This is a genomic window from Agromyces rhizosphaerae (assembly GCF_027925245.1).
Taxonomy (GTDB): Bacteria; Actinomycetota; Actinomycetes; order Actinomycetales; family Microbacteriaceae; genus Agromyces; species Agromyces rhizosphaerae.
Map to the genome: position 1 here is coordinate 3025407 of NZ_BSDP01000001.1, position 16474 is coordinate 3041880.

General features: G+C 73.0%; 10 protein-coding genes and 1 tRNA gene. 10 read left to right on the forward strand and 1 reads right to left on the reverse strand.

The annotated features are described in order from the left end of the window. Positions 1 to 10 precede the first annotated feature (10 nt). Positions 11 to 649 carry a response regulator gene (locus QMG39_RS14295; protein WP_281887298.1) on the forward strand — a complete coding sequence of 213 codons (639 nt, stop codon included), beginning with the start codon at positions 11 to 13 and terminating at the stop codon, positions 647 to 649. A gap of 57 nt (positions 650 to 706) precedes the next feature. On the opposite strand, the gene QMG39_RS14300 is transcribed toward QMG39_RS14295, so the two are convergent. Beyond that, positions 707 to 1345, reverse strand: a complete 639-nt coding sequence (locus tag QMG39_RS14300; protein ID WP_281886134.1) for an MBL fold metallo-hydrolase — start codon at positions 1343 to 1345, stop codon at positions 707 to 709. Positions 1346 to 1507: 162 nt separating this feature from the next. On the opposite strand from QMG39_RS14300, the gene QMG39_RS14305 reads away from it, so the two are divergent. The 9 genes from QMG39_RS14305 (at position 1508) to QMG39_RS14345 (ending at position 16453) form a co-directional block, all read left to right on the forward strand. Further along, positions 1508 to 3880, forward strand: coding sequence for a transglycosylase domain-containing protein (locus tag QMG39_RS14305; RefSeq protein ID WP_281886136.1), 2373 nt, complete (start codon positions 1508 to 1510; stop codon positions 3878 to 3880). 84 nt (positions 3881 to 3964) lie between these two features. Next, a complete protein-coding gene (locus tag QMG39_RS14310) occupies positions 3965 to 4867 on the forward strand; it encodes a diacylglycerol/lipid kinase family protein (RefSeq protein ID WP_281886138.1) in 903 nt (300 codons plus the stop codon). Positions 4868 to 4950: 83 nt separating this feature from the next. Continuing rightward, positions 4951 to 5023: transfer RNA gene (locus QMG39_RS14315), tRNA-Glu, on the forward strand. Between the two features lie 243 nt (positions 5024 to 5266). Next, positions 5267 to 6304, forward strand: a complete 1038-nt coding sequence (locus QMG39_RS14320; RefSeq protein ID WP_281886140.1) for a TerC/Alx family metal homeostasis membrane protein — start codon at positions 5267 to 5269, stop codon at positions 6302 to 6304. A 72-nt stretch (positions 6305 to 6376) separates the two neighbouring features. Beyond that, a complete protein-coding gene (locus QMG39_RS14325) occupies positions 6377 to 7270 on the forward strand; it encodes a PP2C family protein-serine/threonine phosphatase (RefSeq protein WP_281886142.1) in 894 nt (297 codons plus the stop codon). Next, the gene (locus QMG39_RS14330; protein ID WP_281886144.1) at positions 7251 to 8639 is read left to right on the forward strand and encodes an FHA domain-containing protein; all 1389 of its coding nucleotides are present in this window, start codon (positions 7251 to 7253) and stop codon (positions 8637 to 8639) included. Before QMG39_RS14325 ends, QMG39_RS14330 begins: the two co-directional genes overlap by 20 nt. Beyond that, complete coding sequence (locus tag QMG39_RS14335) at positions 8636 to 10315, forward strand: serine/threonine-protein kinase (RefSeq protein WP_281886146.1); 1680 nt, start codon at positions 8636 to 8638, stop codon at positions 10313 to 10315. Before QMG39_RS14330 ends, QMG39_RS14335 begins: the two co-directional genes overlap by 4 nt. Further along, the gene (locus tag QMG39_RS14340) at positions 10303 to 11028 is read left to right on the forward strand and encodes a hypothetical protein (RefSeq protein WP_281886148.1); all 726 of its coding nucleotides are present in this window, start codon (positions 10303 to 10305) and stop codon (positions 11026 to 11028) included. Before QMG39_RS14335 ends, QMG39_RS14340 begins: the two co-directional genes overlap by 13 nt. A 124-nt stretch (positions 11029 to 11152) precedes the next feature. Beyond that, complete coding sequence (locus tag QMG39_RS14345) at positions 11153 to 16453, forward strand: Ig-like domain-containing protein (protein ID WP_281886150.1); 5301 nt, start codon at positions 11153 to 11155, stop codon at positions 16451 to 16453. The last annotated feature ends 21 nt before the right edge of the window (positions 16454 to 16474 follow it).

The following is a 16474-nucleotide window of genomic DNA, read 5'->3' on the forward strand; positions in this document are numbered from 1 at the left end:
GGTGCGTGCGATGACCCGGGTGTTCCTCGTCGACGACCACGAGATCGTGCGTCGCGGCATCGCCGAACTGCTCGGGCGCGAGCCCGGCCTCGAGGTGGTCGGCGAGGCGCCCGACGCGGCTCGTGCGCTCGCCCGGATCCCCGCGGTCGCACCCGACGTCGCCGTCCTCGACCTGCGGCTGCCGGACGCGGACGGCGTCACGCTGTGCCGGGAACTCCGCTCGCGCATGCCCGAGCTCCGGTGCCTGATCCTCACCGCGTACGACGACGACGAGGCCGCGACCGCGGCGGTGCTCGCCGGCGCCTCGGGCTACGTGCTCAAGTCCGTCACGGGCAACCGGCTCGTCGAGGCGATCCGTACCGCGGCGGCCGGCCGCTCGCTGCTCGTGCCCGCCTACTCCGACCGCCTGCGCCCACCCGCCGATCCGGACGACCGCGAGGATCCGCGGTTCGGGTCGCTGAACCTGCGGGAGCGCCAGGTGCTCGGGCTGATCGCCGAGGGCCTCACCAACCGGCAGATCGGCGAGCGGCTCTCGCTGGCCGAGAAGACCGTCAAGAACTACGTCTCGGGCCTGCTGCGCAAGCTGGGCGTGGAGCGGCGGACGCAGGCCGCGGTGTTCGAGCTGGAGCATCGCCGGCCGCACGACTGATCGCCCCGGGTCCGTGCACGCGGTCCCGGGTCCGCGCGCACCCGGAACGCGGCGCGATCAGAAGTCGAGCGTGTCGCCCGGCTCCAGCGGGGTGAACTCGCCGCCGCCCTGCTCGGTGGCCCAGGCGATGCGGCCGTTCGAGAGCTCCTTGCCCGAGCGGGAGAGGCCCATCTCGTGCGTCGGGAAGGTGCGCTTCGCGCCGACCGCCATCACGTAGTCGATGACCTCGCCGATCTTCAGCCACGGGGCCCCTGCGGGCACGGCGTGCACCCCGACCTCGACGCCCTCGGGCACGGTGAACGAGTCCCCGCCGTAGTACAGCGTGTCGTCGACGAGCACGCCCACGTTGTCGATCACGGGAATCGACTCGTGGATCACCGCGTGCCGCCCGCCGAAGAAGCGCAGGCGGAACCGCCCGACCTCGACCTCGTCGCCGGGGTGCACGACCTCGACGTCGAAGTCGGATGCCGCGGAGGCGACGCCCTCCGGACCGAGGATGCGCACGTCGGGCTCGGCGCCCTGGATGCGTCGCAGCTGCTCGGGCGTCCAGTGGTCGGGGTGCTCGTGGGTGAGCACGACCCCGACGGCGCCCGAGGCCTCGGTGATCGGGGTCGTGAAGTTGCCCGGGTCGATGAAGAGCTTCTCCCCGGAGTCCTCGATCACGAGCGCGGCGTGTTCCAGCTTCGTCAGTCGCATGCTCCGAGCCAACACCCATCGCGTCGACCGGCGCAACGGGCTTGCGGACCCGAGGCGAGACCCGAACGATACCCTCGACCGCTTTACAAGCACGCCCCGAGAAGGTTGCATGGAGGAGGGGGAATACACGCGAGCCCGGGGGTCCGCGAGCAGGAGGCGTCGATGGAGCAGGACAGGTCGCGCGGCGAGGGCGTCAAGCGCGTCGTCGGCGGTATCGGCGGGTTCGTCGGGTTCATCGCGGCGAGCGCCGCGGTCGGCGCGCTGGTGACCGTGTCCGTCACCCCCGCGCTCGGCGCCGTGGGCGTCGCCGCCACCAGCACGATCTCGATGTTCGAGAACCTGCCGGGCTACCTCGAGATCGGCGAGCTGTCGGAGAAGAGCGACATCTACGCCACCCGCGACGACGGGTCGCACGTGCTCCTGGCCTCGTTCTACGACCAGAACCGCGTCGAGGTCGGGTGGGAGCAGATCAGCCAGTACGTGAAGGATGCGGCGGTGGCCGGCGAGGACCCGCGGTTCTACGAGCACGGCGGCATCGACCTGCAGGGCACCATCCGCGCGGCCGCGACGACCGCGACCGGGCGCGACACGCAGGGCGGTTCGTCGATCGCCCAGCAGTACGTCAAGAACGTGCGCGTGCAGGTCTGCGAGGGCGAGGCGACGACCACCGAGGAGCGCGACGCCTGCTACGGCGCGGTCACCGAGACCACCATCGACCGCAAGCTCAAGGAGATGCGGCTCGCGATCGGCGTCGAGAAGCGCTACACCAAGAGCGAGATCCTCCTCGGCTACCTGAACATCGCCGGCTTCGGCGGTCGCGTCTACGGCATCGAGGCCGCGGCGAGGTACTACTACGGCACGTCGGCGTCGAAGGTCTCGCTCGCGGAGGCGGCCTCCCTCGTCGCGATCGTGAACAACCCCGGCAAGTTCCGGCTCGACGTGCCCGACAGCGTCACGAACGGCAAGGACAACGGCTACGCGGCGAACTTCGCCAGGCGCAACTACATCCTCGGCAGCATGCTCACCGAGGGGAAGATCACCCAGGAGGAGTACGACGCCGCCATCGCCGAGCCCGTCGACCCCGACATCAACGAGCCGAGCACCGGCTGCCAGACGGCGAAGGGCAGCGCGTACTTCTGCGACTACGTGACACACATCCTGCGCAACGACCCGACGTTCGGCGAGGACGCGGAGACCCGGCTCACGAACTTCCGCCGCGGCGGGTACGACGTGTACACGACGCTCGACCTCGACCTGCAGAAGGCGGCGAACGCGGCGATCGCGGCGCACGTGCCGGCCACCTTCCCCGGCTGGGACGTCGGCGGCGTCATCTCCTCGGTCGAGGTCGGCACCGGCAAGGTGCTCGCCATGGCGCAGAACCGCACGTACAGCCAGGACCCCGCGGTGCTGAAGAAGGGCCCGCAGTACACGAGCATCAACTACAACACCGACTTCGACTACGGCGGTTCCCGTGGGTTCCAGCCGGGATCGTCGTACAAGATCTTCACCCTCGCCGAGTGGCTCAGCACCGGCCACGGCCTGGCCCAACGCGTGGACAGCCGCGTCAAGAGCAACTGGGGCATCTTCCAGGACCACTGCAACGGGGCCGTCTCGGCCGGGAACTGGAACCCGAAGAACGACGCGGGCGAGTCCGGGGCGAACTACAGCGCGCTCGAATCCACCATCGGGTCGATCAACTCGGGCTTCATCGGCATGGCGAAGCAGCTCGACCTCTGCGACATCCGCATGCGTGCCGAGGCCTTCGGGGTGCACCGCGCAGACGGCGATCCGCTCGCCCAGGGGCCGTCGTCGGTGATCGGCACCAACGAGGTCGCACCGCTCAGCATGGCGATCGCGTTCGCCGGGGTCGCGAACAACGGCGTCACGTGCACGCCGATCGCGATCGAGCGCATCGTCGGCCGCGACGGCGAGGAGATCGACCCGCCGAAGTCGAACTGCACCAGGTCGGTCGCGCCCGAGGTCGCCGCGGCGATGCACACCGCGATGAGCGCCGTCATGACCGGCGGCACCGCGGTCGCCTCGAACGCCGCGACGGTGCCGCACGTGCCGCTCATCGGCAAGACCGGTACCACCGACGGTGCCAAGGACACCTGGATGGTGGGGGCGAGCACCAAGGTCGCGACCGCGGCGGCGGTCGTCAGCGTGAACGGCGACGCCAACCAGCGCGGACTCTACTTCGCGACCGGGCGCGCGGCCGAGGCGCGGCACCGCATGTGGCCGATGGTGATGTCGGTCGCCGCAGCGAAGTACGGCGGAGGCGCGTTCACGATGGCGGGCCTCGGCCCGGTCACGGGCCCCGGCTCGTCGCCCGACGGCAGCATCGTGCCCGACTACGGCGGCCTCGGCGGCGACGATGACGACGAGGAGGACTCGGGCGACAACGCGCAGCCGACCGGCGGCGGGAGCACCGGTGGCGGTGGCGGCAACACCGGCGGCGGCAGCACGGGCGGCGACTCGACCACGGGCGGCAACGGACGCGGCAACGGCGGTGGTCGCGGCGGAGGCGGTGGCTGACCCCGGAGGCCCCGGAGGCCCCGGCGGTCCACAGCAGGGCCGTGTCGCGCACGCCGTGCACACGGCACCCGCCATAATCGCCACATGACACAGGCGACCCGGCGAATCGTCCTGGCGGTCAACCCGAACGCGTCCTTCGGTCGCAACCGCGCGATCGGTCCCCGGACCGCCGAGCGCCTCGAGGCCGCGGGGTACGAGGTCTCGATGCTCCGCGAGCCGAACTTCGAGCTCCTCCGCCGGGAGACCGAGGCGGCCGTCGCCGCGGGCACGGACGCGCTCGTCGTCGTCGGCGGCGACGGGATGGTCTCGCTCGGCGTCAACGTCCTGGCCGGCACGCAGGTGCCGCTCGGCGTCGTCGGCGCGGGCACGGGCAACGACCTCGCGCGCGCCCTCGGCCTGCCGTACGACGACCCGGAGGCCGCGATCGACGCGCTGCTGGCCGCGCTCCGGCGCGAGCCGCGCCTGATCGACGCCGCCACGGTGCGACACGGCGAGCTCACCACCTGGTACGCCTGCGTGCTGTCCGCGGGCTTCGACGCGATCGTGAACGACCGGGCGAACCGGATGACCCGGCCCCGCGGACCCAGCAGGTACACCCTCGCCCTCGCCAGGGAGCTCGCGACGTTCCACCCGCGCGAGTACGTGCTGACCATCGACGGCGAGGTCCGCACCCAGCGCGCGATGCTCGTCTCGGTCGCCAACACGCCGTCGCTCGGCGGCGGCATGCGGATCGCCCCGGCCGCCGAGCTCGACGACGGGCTGCTCGACGTGTTCATCGTGCACCCGATCAGCCGGCTCGGGCTCCTCAGGGTCTTCCCGCGGGTGTTCTCCGGCACGCACGTCGACCACCCGGCGGTCGAGCTGCTCCGCGCCCGTTCGGTGCGCATCGAATCGGCGGACGTCGTCGCCTACGCGGACGGCGAGCGACTCGGCCCGCTCCCGGTCGAGGTGACGGCCAAGCCGGGGGCGCTGCGGGTCTTCACGTGACCCGGAACGCGCCGCCCAGCGCTCTCGTGGCTCGATTTGTCCCGGGCCGCACGATGTGTCATACTCTTCGAGTTGCCGATTTCGGCCCCATCGTTTAGCGGCCTAGGACGCCGCCCTCTCACGGCGGTAGCGCGGGTTCAAATCCCGCTGGGGTCACAACACGAGGAACGCCCTCGGTTCGCCATGCGGACCGGGGGCGTTCGTCGTTCCGGGCGCGCTCCCGGGCCCGTCGTGGATTAGACTCGCGAGCACGAAGGGGAGTATCCCGCGGGGCGCCTGCGCCCCGGGCCACGCTTCGTCAGTACGAGCGCCGTCGACGGTGCTCCGGGCGTGGAACACCGTGCGGTGGGGGAGAGACGTTCGGCGCTCCGCCGACCCCAACTCCCCGAAAGGCCTTCCGTGGAACTCGCCCTGCCCGTCTGGTTCGAGGTCGGATCCCTCGTCGTCCTGACGCTGATCCTCGTCGCCGACCTCCTGATCGTGCTGAAGCGGCCGCACGTGCCGTCGTTCCGCGAGGCGACCGCCTGGGTCGTGTTCTACGTCGTGCTGGCGCTGATCTTCGCCGGGCTCATGTTCCTGCTCGGCGACGCCGAGCACGGCGGGCAGTTCCTCGCCGGCTGGCTCACCGAGTACAGCCTCTCGATCGACAACCTGTTCGTGTTCGTCATCATCATGAGCCGCTTCGCGGTGCCCCGGAAGTACCAGCAGGAGGTGCTCATGGTGGGCATCATCCTCGCGCTGATCCTGCGCGGCGTCTTCATCCTGCTCGGCGCGCAGCTGATCGAGAACTTCAGCTGGATCTTCTACATCTTCGGCGCGTTCCTGCTCTACACGGCCTGGGGCCAGGCGTTCGGCGACCACGAGAACGAGGGCGAGGAGACCCGCCTGGTCAAGCTGCTGCGCCGCCGGCTCAGCATCACCTCGGAGTACGACGGGGTGAAGCTGCGCACCCGCATCGACGGCGCGACCGTGTTCACGCCGATGCTCATCGTGTTCATCGCGATCGGCACGACCGACCTCATCTTCGCGCTGGACTCGATCCCGGCGATCTTCGGCATCACGCAGAGCCCGTTCATCGTGTTCACGGCGAACGTGTTCGCGCTGATGGGGCTGCGGCAGCTCTACTTCCTGCTCGGCGGCCTCCTCGAGCGCCTCGAGTACCTCAAGTACGGCATCGCGTTCATCCTCGCCTTCATCGGCGTGAAGCTCTTCCTGCACGCGGCGCACGTGAACGAGCTGCCGTTCATCAACGGCGGCGAGCCGATCGAGTGGGCCCCGGAGATCTCCACCTGGACGTCGCTCGCCGTGATCGTCGTCGCGATGGTCGTCGCGACCGTCGCGAGCCTCGCGAAGGCGCGGGTCGACGCCCGCAAGCGCGGCCACTCGCTCATGGAGGAAGTGCCGCATTTCACCGAAGGGCGCCCGGGCGACGAGTAGCCCCCCGCGAATTGATAGCGTGGTGAGCCGCGCCGGACCCTGGGCGCGACAGGATTCGAACCCGGAGTCGACGTGGCGGTGAACGGCGAGCGCGAGCTGGCGACGGCGCACGGTCCCGTGCGCGTGCGGTACGGGGCGATGACGCACGTGGGCGCCGTGCGTCGCGTGAACGAGGACGACCTGTTCGCCCGCCCGCCCGTGTTCCTCGTGGCCGACGGCATGGGGGGCCACGCGCGCGGCGACGCGGCGAGCCGCACGGTGGTCGAGACCTTCACGGCCCACATCGCCTCGGATGAGACGTCGACGCCGGAGCGGATCCTCGACGCGATCGCGACGGCGAACCGCGCCGTGCGCGCGCTCACGCCCGGCGACGAAGGGGTCGCGATGGCCGGCACGACCGTCTCGGGCGTCGCGCTGGTCGACGCGGGCGGTGCCTCGGGCGTGAACTGGATGGCGTTCAACGTCGGCGACTCCCGGGTGTACAGCTGGAACGGCCGCACGCTCGAGCAGGTCACGGTCGATCACTCCGCGGTGCAGGAGCTGATCGACTCGGGGCTGCTCCCGGCCGAGGAGGCCGAGGCGCACCCCGATCGCAACGTGATCACGCGCGCGATCGGAGCCGACGAGAGCGTCGAGATCGACGCCTGGCTGATCCCGGTCGCGGGCCGGCAGTCGTACCTGATCTGCAGCGACGGGCTCAGCAAGGAGGTCCCGGACGCGGAGATGGCGGACGTGCTCGCGACGGCACCCGGCCCGCACGAGGTCGCCCAGCGGCTCGTCGACGCGGCCCTCGCGCACGGCGGCAGCGACAACATCACCGTGCTCGTCGTGGAGTCCCACGCCGAGGGCGAGGAGGACGACCCCGAGGCGACCCGCGATCGCGTGGACACCTCGGCCATCGACATCTCGCGGTTCGAGGACACGAGGCCGCGCGAGGAGGACCGGCGTGCATCGCTACCTGCCTGACGCGGGCGATTGGCTCGCCGACGTCGGCGAGCGTCACGTCTTCGCGGTGCAGGGCGTCGGCGCCCGGTCCGTGCTGGTCACGGCCTTCGGACGCGAGGCCTCGGCGTCCGGGTTCCTCGAGGCGCTCACCACGGGCGGGCTCGCGGCGACCCCGCCCTTCGTGCTCGCCGTGGCGGAGCCCGCAGGGGACTCCGCCGGGCTCCGGGTGATCGCACGGGGCGTCCGGGCGCTGGTCGACGCCCCGGGCGGGGAGGTCGCGTGCGACGGCACCGGGGTCTCGACCTGGGCCGAGCTGGTCGTGCCCGGCGGCACCGCGGTGCGCGTCGCGCTCGACGGCACGGCGGCGGATGCGACTGCCGACGGACTGCCGATCCTGGCCGGAGTCGTGCCGGCGCGCGCCCTCACGTGGTCCGCTCCGGCCGACCACGGGGCGTCCGAGGTGCGCGCGGCGCAGATGGGCGTCGCCCGGACGGCAGGGGCTCAGGCGGCGGATGCGGCGGAGCCCGCCCCCGCCCCCGGGCCAGACGAGCCGGTGTCCGAGCAGACCGCCATTCCCGAGCGCACCGTCGTGCCCGAGCGCACCGTCGTGCCCGAGCCCGAGCCCGAGCCCGACGTGGCGTCACCCGACGGCGCCGTCGACGGCGCCACGGCCGCACGCCCCGAGCGCGGGGCGCCCAGCGCCGAACCGGTGGCCGCGAGCGCGCGTCCGGTGCCGGCCCCGATCGGGATGCCCGCCGGGCTCCCGCACGCGGGAGCCGCACGGGCCGGCCGAGCCGGATCCGCGCAGCCCCCGGTGGGCGGCACCATCGAGGTGCCGCCGTTCGTGAGCGGCGATCGTCCGCAGCGCACCGCGACCGGCTCGGTGCCACGGCCCGTCGCAGTGCCGGTGTCCGGACCCGCGGCCGCCGCGCCCGACACCGACCACGACGGCCTGACCGTGCTCGGCGACGACCTCCGCGCCGCCCGCCGCGCCGCCGCGGCCGGGCCCGGGGACACGGGTTCCGCCGTGGCCGACGCCCCGCCGGTCGCGGCGTTCGCCCTCCGCCTGCCGGACGGCGCGGTCGAGCCGATCGACCCCGACCTGCTCGTCGGGCGCGCACCCGCCGTCGGCCGCTTCGCCGGTGCCCGCACGCCGCGCGCGGTGCCGGTCGGCCGCGGCGACCCCGACATCTCGCGCAGCCACTTCCGCGTCGCCGTCGAGGGCGGCACGGTCGTCGTCACCGACCTCGACTCGCGCAACGGCACCGTCGTCACGCTCCCGGGCAGGCAGGCCCAGCGGCTCCGCGGCGGCGAGCCGACGCCGGTGATCGCCGGCACGCGCATCGACCTGGGCGGCGGGCACGAGCTCACCGTCGTCGAGCGCTCGTGAGGCGCGCACCCTCGGCCGCTCCCGAACTGCCCGGCCTCACCTTCACCCGCGTGCTCGGCTCGGGCGGGTTCGCCGACGTCTTCCTCTACGAGCAGGAGCTGCCCCGGCGCCAGGTCGCCGTGAAGGTGCTGCTCACCGACTCGCTCGACGGCGAGGTGCGCCAGGCGTTCGTCGCCGAGGCGAACGTCATGGCGCAGCTGTCGGCGCACCCGTACATCGTCGCGATCCACCACGCCGGCGTGGCGCCCGACGGGCGGCCGTACTTCGTCATGGAGTACTGCGCCGGCCCGAGCCTCGCGGAGCGGTACAAGCGCGAGCGGTTCGCCGTCGACGATGCGCTGCGCACGGGCATCCGCATCGCCGGCGCCGTCGCGACCGCTCACGCGGCGGGCATCCTGCACCGCGACATCAAGCCGGCGAACGTGCTCACCAACGACTACGGCTGGCCCGCCCTCACCGACTTCGGCATCGCCTCGGCCCTCGACGACGACCTGCCGGTGCACACCGTCACGAGCCTGCCCGCCGGCGGCGACGGCACGTCGGGGTCGCGGTCGGCGGTGGGGATGTCGGTGCCCTGGTCGCCGCCGGAGATGTTCGAGGACGACCCGCGCCCCGACGCCCGCAGCGACGTCTTCTCGCTCGCCGCGACGGTGCACACCCTGCTCGCGGGCCGTACCCCGTTCGAGATCGTCGGGCGGCCGAACGGCACGCTCGACCTGATCGGGCGCATCGAGCGCGGCGCGATCACGCCGATCGAGCGCGACGACGTGCCGGCCTCGCTCGCCGCGGTGCTCGCGAAGGGCATGGCCTCGAGGCGCTCGCAGCGGTACCGGGGCGTGGTCGAGTTCGCCCGAGCGCTGCAGCGCGTGGAGCTCGAGCTCGGGTATGCCCCGACCCCGCTCGACGTGCCCTTGCCCGCGGGGCGATCCGCGGCGGATGCCGACGGACCGGACGAGGAGGCCACCCGCGTCCGCTCGGTGACCCCGGTGACGGCCCAGCCGCAGCCCGCGTCGTCCGCCGCTGCGCCGATCGGCGCCGTGCCCGTCGCACGATCGACCGCGCCCGCGGAGGAGGCCGCCACCCGCCTGCGCGACGTGCCGTCGATCCCGGCGCAGACGCGCCGGTTCGACGCCGCCGAGCGCGACCGCGCACCCGGCGCGGTCAACGTCGTCGACGAGGGCACGGTGCTGCGCGGCCCGGTGCGCGCCGGCACGGAGGCGCACGACCGCACGACCGACGAGCTCCCTGAGCGCGGGCACGCGCCAGCCGCCCGCACCTCGCGCGCGGGCGCCTGGATCGCCGTCGCATCCGTCGTCGTCGTCGGGGTCGCCGTCGCGGCCGCGGTGCTGCTCGGGGGCGGGCCGGGCACCCTCGACACCGCCGGAGCCGACGCCGACGAACCCGCCAGCGCGGTCGCGGGCACGGCCGTGCCCGCCCCCGAGGTGCGCGCCACCACGACCGACGGCACCGCCACCTTCACCCTCGTGAATCCCGACCCGGTCGACGGCGACCGGTTCCGCTGGGAGCCCGCCGACGGCAGCGGCTCGCCCGCGCTGCTCGAGGCCGGGCAGGACGCGGTCGCGGTCGACGCCCCGGCGGGCGCGACCGTCTGCATCGACGTGCAGGTGCAGCGCGGCGGCAGGCTGTCCGAGCCGACCCGGGGATGCACCCCGTGAGGCCGCTCGAGCTGGAGTTCTGCGGCGAGCGATACGCCGTCGAGCCGGGCGCCGAGTTCCGCATCGGCCGCGAGGGCGACCTGGTCGTCGACGAGAACCCGTACCTGCATCGCACCTTCCTCACCCTGTCGGAGGAGTTCGGGCTGTGGTGGCTCGCCAACGTCGGCCACCTGCTCACGGCGACGGTGACGGATGCCACGGGGGCCGTGCAGGCCTGGCTCGCGCCCGGCGCCCGCATCCCGGTCGTCTTCGAGACCCTGCACGTGATGTTCAGCGCGGGGTCGACGACGTACGACTTCACGATCCACGCGGGCGGCGACTTCTTCCGCACCTCGGTGTCGGCGCAGTCGGAGGTCGGCGGCACGACCGTGCTGCCGGTCACGCTCACGACGAGCCAGCGACAGCTCATCGTCGCGCTGTCCGAGGGCGTGCTCACGCAGTCGCTGCCGGGCCGGGGCGAGGTGCCGTCGTCGGCCGACGCCGCGACGCGACTCGGCTGGAGCATGACCACGTTCAACCGCAAGCTCGACAACGTCTGCGACAAGCTCGACCGCATCGGCGTCTCGGGGCTTCGCGGGGGCCGCGGCAGGCTCGCCGTGAACCGGCGGGCCCGGCTCGTGGAGTACGCCGTCGCGACGCGCCTGGTGAGCCGGGAGGACCTTCCACTGCTCGATCGGGAGGCCGACGGGCCCGCGCCTGTGGATGGGGACTGATGCCCATCGGAGCGGACTCCGGAGTCGTGTTAGGTTGCCTCACGGCGCCGGAGCCGCACGGGTCCGGCGCGGGTGAACGGCGACACGCGATGACCCGTCCGGGGAGAGGATCGAGGGCACGCGGATGACGATCACCTCCTGGCTCCGTGCGCGACGCGGCGCGGCCTCGACGGTGATCCTCTCGGTGCTCGCCAGCGGCACGCTCGGCGCGGCCGTGCTGCACCGCGGATTCCCCGTCGCCGATGTCGACCTGACGGCGCGCGCGGTCTGGGTCACCAACGGCGAGCAGCTCCTCGCGGGCCGGCTGAACCGCCAGATCGAGGAACTCGACGGAGCGGTGAACGCGGCCTCGAACGCGTTCGACGTGCTGCAGGACGGCGAGGACGTCTTCCTGCACGACGCGTCGGTCGGCTCGGTCGAGCGGGTCGACCCGGCGTTCACGACGCTCGTCCAGCGCGTCGACGTGCCGCCGGGCTCGCAGGTCGCGTTCGGCGGGCACACGCTGGCGGTGCTGTCGCCGGCGGGGGAGCTCTGGGTGACGGATGCCGCGGGCGAGCTCGCCCTCTCGACGGTCGACGCCGAGCCGGTGGCGGGCCTCGGCGAGGGGTCCCGCCTCGTCGTCTCCCGCTCGGGCGTGACGTTCGCCACGTCGCCGGACCAGCGCGTGCTGGCGCGCGTGGCGCAGGGCGAGACGATCGCGACGACGAGCCCGCTGCCCGCGATCGGCGACCACGAGCTCTCGGCGGTCGGCGACGTGCCGGTCGTGCTCGACCGCGAGGCGAACGCCATCGTGGTCGACGGCGAGCCGCACGCCCTCGACGAGGTCGCGCTGCGCATCCAGCAGCCGGGCGACGAGCACGACGCGGTGCTGCTCGCGACCGGCACCGGCCTCGTCGAGGTGCCGCTCGACGGGGGCGACGCGACGAGCGTCGACGCGGGGCTCGACGTGCCGGCGACCACGCCGGCCGAGGCATCCGCCCCGGTCCGCCTCGACGGGTGCGCGCACGGCGCGTGGGCCGTCGCGCAGGCGTACCTCCTCGCGTGCGACGGCCGCGCCGATCGGTACCGCATCGCGCAGCCCACGGCGGGATCCGCGCTCGAGTTCCGGCGCAATCGCGACGTGATCGCCCTCAACAACCTCTCGAACGGCGACGCCTGGCTGGTCGACTCCGACCTGCGCCTCGTCGACAACTGGGAGGAGGTCACGCCGCCGGTCGAGTACGACGACGAGGAGGGCGACGAGACGAGCTCGACGCAGTCGTTCGAGGACACCCTCGCCGACCGCACCGACGTGAACCGCCCGCCCAACGCACGCGACGACGAGCTGGGCGTGCGTCCCGGCCGCGCGACGATCCTCGAGGTGCTCGAGAACGACACCGATCCCGATGGCGACGTGCTCACGATCGCGGGTACGAGCGAGATCCCCGAATCGGCCGGGCGGCTCGAGCACATCGACGGTTCGCGCGCGCTGCAGTTCACGCCCGCCCCGGGGGCATCCGGCACCGTGTCGTTCCGGTACACGGTCGACGACGGGCGGCTCGGCGTCGCGGAGGCGCAGGTCGACGTGACCGTGCGTCCGACCGGCGAGAACCTGCCGCCGGTGCCGCACCGCGAGGCGGCCGTGAGCGTCGAGCAGGGCCGGTCGATCTCGTACCACGTGCTGGCCGACTGGAACGACCCCGACGGCGACGACCTGTACCTCGTGAACGCATCGCCGACGAGCGGCGACTCGGTGCGCTTCGGGCCGGACGGGTACGTGACGTTCGAGCACCGCACCGGCGAGATCGGGCTCAAGGAGGTGCAGTACGTCGTCTCCGACGGCGCGGCGACCGCGACCGGCACCCTCACCGTCGACGTGCGGCCCACGGGGAGCCTGAACCCCGTCGGCACGCCCGACCACGCGCAGGTCTTCGCGGGCGAGCGGGTGCTGCTCGAGCCGCTCGCCAACGACCTGAGCCCGTCGGGCGCACCGCTCGTGCTGCTCGGGGTGGCCGAGGTCGAGGGGGCGGATGCCACGGCGAACACCGAGCTCGGCACCGTCGCCTTCTCGGCGAACGAGGTCGGCAGCCACCTCTTCACCTACGACCTCGCGGCGGGCGACGCGGTGAGCGTCGGGCTGATCCGCGTCGATGTGCTCGAGGCGCCCGAGCAGGCGCTGCCGCCCATCGCGGTCACCGACACGGCGTACCTGCGCGCGGGTGAGCCCACGAGCGTGCCGCTGCTCGCGAACGACGCCTCGCCGAACGGGCGCGTGCTCGCCGTGCAGTCGGTCGAGCTCGGTGAGATCGACGACCTCGTGACGGTCGAGCTGCTCGGCAACGCCGTCGCCCGCATCACGGCCTCCGCGGCGCTGACCGAGCCGCTCCAGTTCGGCTACACGGTCTCCGACGGGTCCGCCACCGCCGAGGCATCCGTCGCCGTCGTGCCCGTGCCACCGCTCGTGAAGCACCAGCCGCCGATCGCCGTGCCCGACACCGCCACCGTGCGGGCGGGCGACATCGCGACGGTCGCGGTCACCGCGAACGACGTGCACCCCGACTCCGCGCCCTTCCACGTGCTGCCCGACCTGGCCGAGTCGCCGGAGGCAGGCCTCGCGTTCGTGACGGGCGACACCGTGCGCTTCCAGGCGCCCGACGAGCCGGGCACTCACCGGGTGTCGTACACGATCGCCGACGGGTTCGACGAGACCGCGACGGCGTCGGTGACCTTCGTGGTGACGCCCGCGGGCGACGACGCGGCACCGCTGCCCGCGCCGATCACGGCCCGCACGTTCGCCGGGTCGACCGTGGAGGTCGAGGTGCCGCTCGACGGCATCGACCCCGACGGCGACTCGGTGCTGCTGCGCGGGGTGACCTCGCCGCCGTCGCTCGGCCGCGTGGTCGAGTCGATCAGCACGGGGTTCACGTACGAGGCGTTCGCGGGTTCGACCGGCACCGACGCGTTCGAGTACGAGGTCGTCGACACGTCGGGCGAGGTCGCGACGGGCACCGTGCGCATCGGCGTGATCCCGCGGCCCGAGGTCACGCCGCCGCCGAACGCGGTCGACGACGTGGTCGAGCTGCGCCCCGGCCGCACGGGCTCGATCGACGTGCTCGGCAACGACTCCGACCCGAGCGGCTACCCGATCCGCGTCGACGAGCAGCTCGCGAACGTCGACCTGGCGCTCGAGGCCGAGGTGCGCGCGAACCGCGTCGTCGTGACCGCGCCCGAGCGCGAGGGCGGCTTCTCGCTGCGCTACGAGATCACGAACGGCCACGGCGGCGCGGACGCGGCGTACGTGCAGGTGAAGGTCACCGAGGACGCCCGCATCGACCCGCCCTCCGCCGAGGACCAGGTGATCGAGCCCGAGGACGTGCTGGGCGTCGACACCGTCACGGTGCATCCGCTCGACGACGCGCAGAACCCCGGCGGGCTGGTCGAGGACCTCGTCGTGACGCTCGAGGGGCCCAACGCCGGCAGCGGCACGGTGCTGCCGAACGGCGCGATCGTGGTCACCCCGTCGACCGAGCGCCAGGCCGTCGCCTACCGGCTCACGAACGACGTCGACGACCTCTCGGCGATGGCGTTCGTGATCGTGCCGCCCGTGCCCGACCCCGACGCGCTCGCCGCGGACGACGAGCCCGACGAGGAGCAGTTCCCGCTGCCGTACCTCGCCGAGATCGGCGAGCAGTTCGTGCGCATGAACGGCTCCGTCTCGTGGAGCCTCGCCGACGTCGTGGTCGTGCCGAGCGGCCGTCCGATCGAGGTGCTCTCGGCGAGTGCCACCAACGCCGACGGCAGCCCGGTGCTCGCGGACGCGGCGACCCTCGCGTTCGCACCGGCGACCGACTACCGCGGGCAGGCGTCGGTCACGTTCCAGGTGACGGATGCCGCGGGCACGGCCGAGCAGGCCGAGCGCACCGCCTTCCTGACCATCCCGGTCACGGTCGGCTCCGCCGACTTCACCGACGTGCCGCCGACCTTCACGCCGCGCACCGTGCAGCTCGAGGCGGGGGAGGAGCCCGTGCAGGTCGACCTGCGCGACTCGAGCGGCCATCCGAACCCCGACGTGCTCGCGCGCCTGGCCTACGGCGGACTGTCGGGCGGCACGGCCGAGATCGTGCCGGCGCTCGAGGGCAGCATCCTGACCCTCACCGCGCCGCTCGGCGTGCAGCCGGGCACCTCCGCGACGCTGTCGTTCACGCTCGGGTTCGACGAGTTCACCGTGCCCGGCTCGATCGAGGTGCAGGTCGTGTCCTCGTCGCGCCCGACGCCCGAGGCGGTCGACGACCAGGTCGAGATGACCCGCGCGCAGGTGCAGCGCGTCGACGTGCTCGCGAACGACTTCGACCCGTTCGCCCCCGAGGCGCTCCGCATCGTCGACGCGCGGATCGACCAGGCCAGCGTGGGCAGCAACGCCTCCGTCGCCTTCACCGGTCAGGACGTGAGCGTGACCACGGGCGCGGCGTTCACGGGCACGCTCAGCGTCGTCTACCGCATCCAGGACGCCACGCGCGACCCGGCCCGCGAGACCCAGGGCCGGCTCACGGTCGTCGTGCGCGACGCGCCCGACGCCCCGGCGACACCGGCGACGTCGCCCGGCGACGGCAGCGCGACCGTGCGGTGGCAGGCGCCCGCGACGAACAACTCGCCGATCACCGGCTACACCGTGCACTGGACCGGTGGCGGCTCGCGCAGCTTCGGCGCCGGTGCGGCGGGCACCGACCAGACCATCGGCGGGCTGTCCAACGGCTCGTCGGTGCAGTTCTGGGTGACCGCGACGAACGCCATCGGCACCTCGGCCGCATCGCCGAAGAGCTCCGCGATCGTGCCGTACGGCGTGCCGACCGCGCCGCGGAACGTGACCCTCAACGCGTCGCAGACCGGCAACGCGCGCCTCAACATGTCGTGGACCGCGCCCGCCGACGACGGCGGACGCGCGGTCACCGAGTACCGCTGGCGCTTCACCGAGGGGTCGAGCGCATCCGGCACGACGACGAGCCGCAGCGACGCCATCACCGGCAGCAACGGCACCCGCTACCGCTACGAGGTGCGGGCCTGTAACGCACGCGGATGCGGCCCGTGGGCGGCGTCCAACCGCGACACCCCGACGGCCCCGCCGCCGCCGGAGCCGGGCGGCACGATCTTCAAGGGCGGCCTCTCGACGGTCGCCTGCTCGGGCTGCCGCTACGTGGGCATCGACTACCACGACTTCCCGGCCGGCTCGTACCGCATCACGACGTTCATCAACGGCAGCAACGGCGGCCTCACCGAGAACACCTACTCGATGGGCACCGACGGGTCGATCGTGATCTGGAACAGCCTCGGCATCCGCAACGACGACCGCATCCAGGTGCGATTCACCCGCACGAGCAACGGCGCCGTCTACTGGTCGGACGCCATCACGAACTGGGACTCGCTCCCCATCCGCGGCGGCACGCCGTGACGACACCACCCGAGGAGACAC

Excerpts from the sequence above, each read along its gene's own strand:
- QMG39_RS14295 (WP_281887298.1), top strand. The coding sequence starts at position 11 with ATGACCCGGGTGTTCCTCGTCGACGACCACGAGATCGTGCGTCGCGGC.
- QMG39_RS14305 (WP_281886136.1), top strand. The coding sequence starts at position 1,508 with ATGGAGCAGGACAGGTCGCGCGGCGAGGGCGTCAAGCGCGTCGTCGGC.
- QMG39_RS14310 (WP_281886138.1), top strand. The coding sequence starts at position 3,965 with ATGACACAGGCGACCCGGCGAATCGTCCTGGCGGTCAACCCGAACGCG.
- QMG39_RS14340 (WP_281886148.1), top strand. The coding sequence starts at position 10,303 with ATGCACCCCGTGAGGCCGCTCGAGCTGGAGTTCTGCGGCGAGCGATAC.
- QMG39_RS14300 (WP_281886134.1), bottom strand. The coding sequence starts at position 1,345 with ATGCGACTGACGAAGCTGGAACACGCCGCGCTCGTGATCGAGGACTCC.
- QMG39_RS14345 (WP_281886150.1), top strand. The coding sequence starts at position 11,153 with ATGACGATCACCTCCTGGCTCCGTGCGCGACGCGGCGCGGCCTCGACG.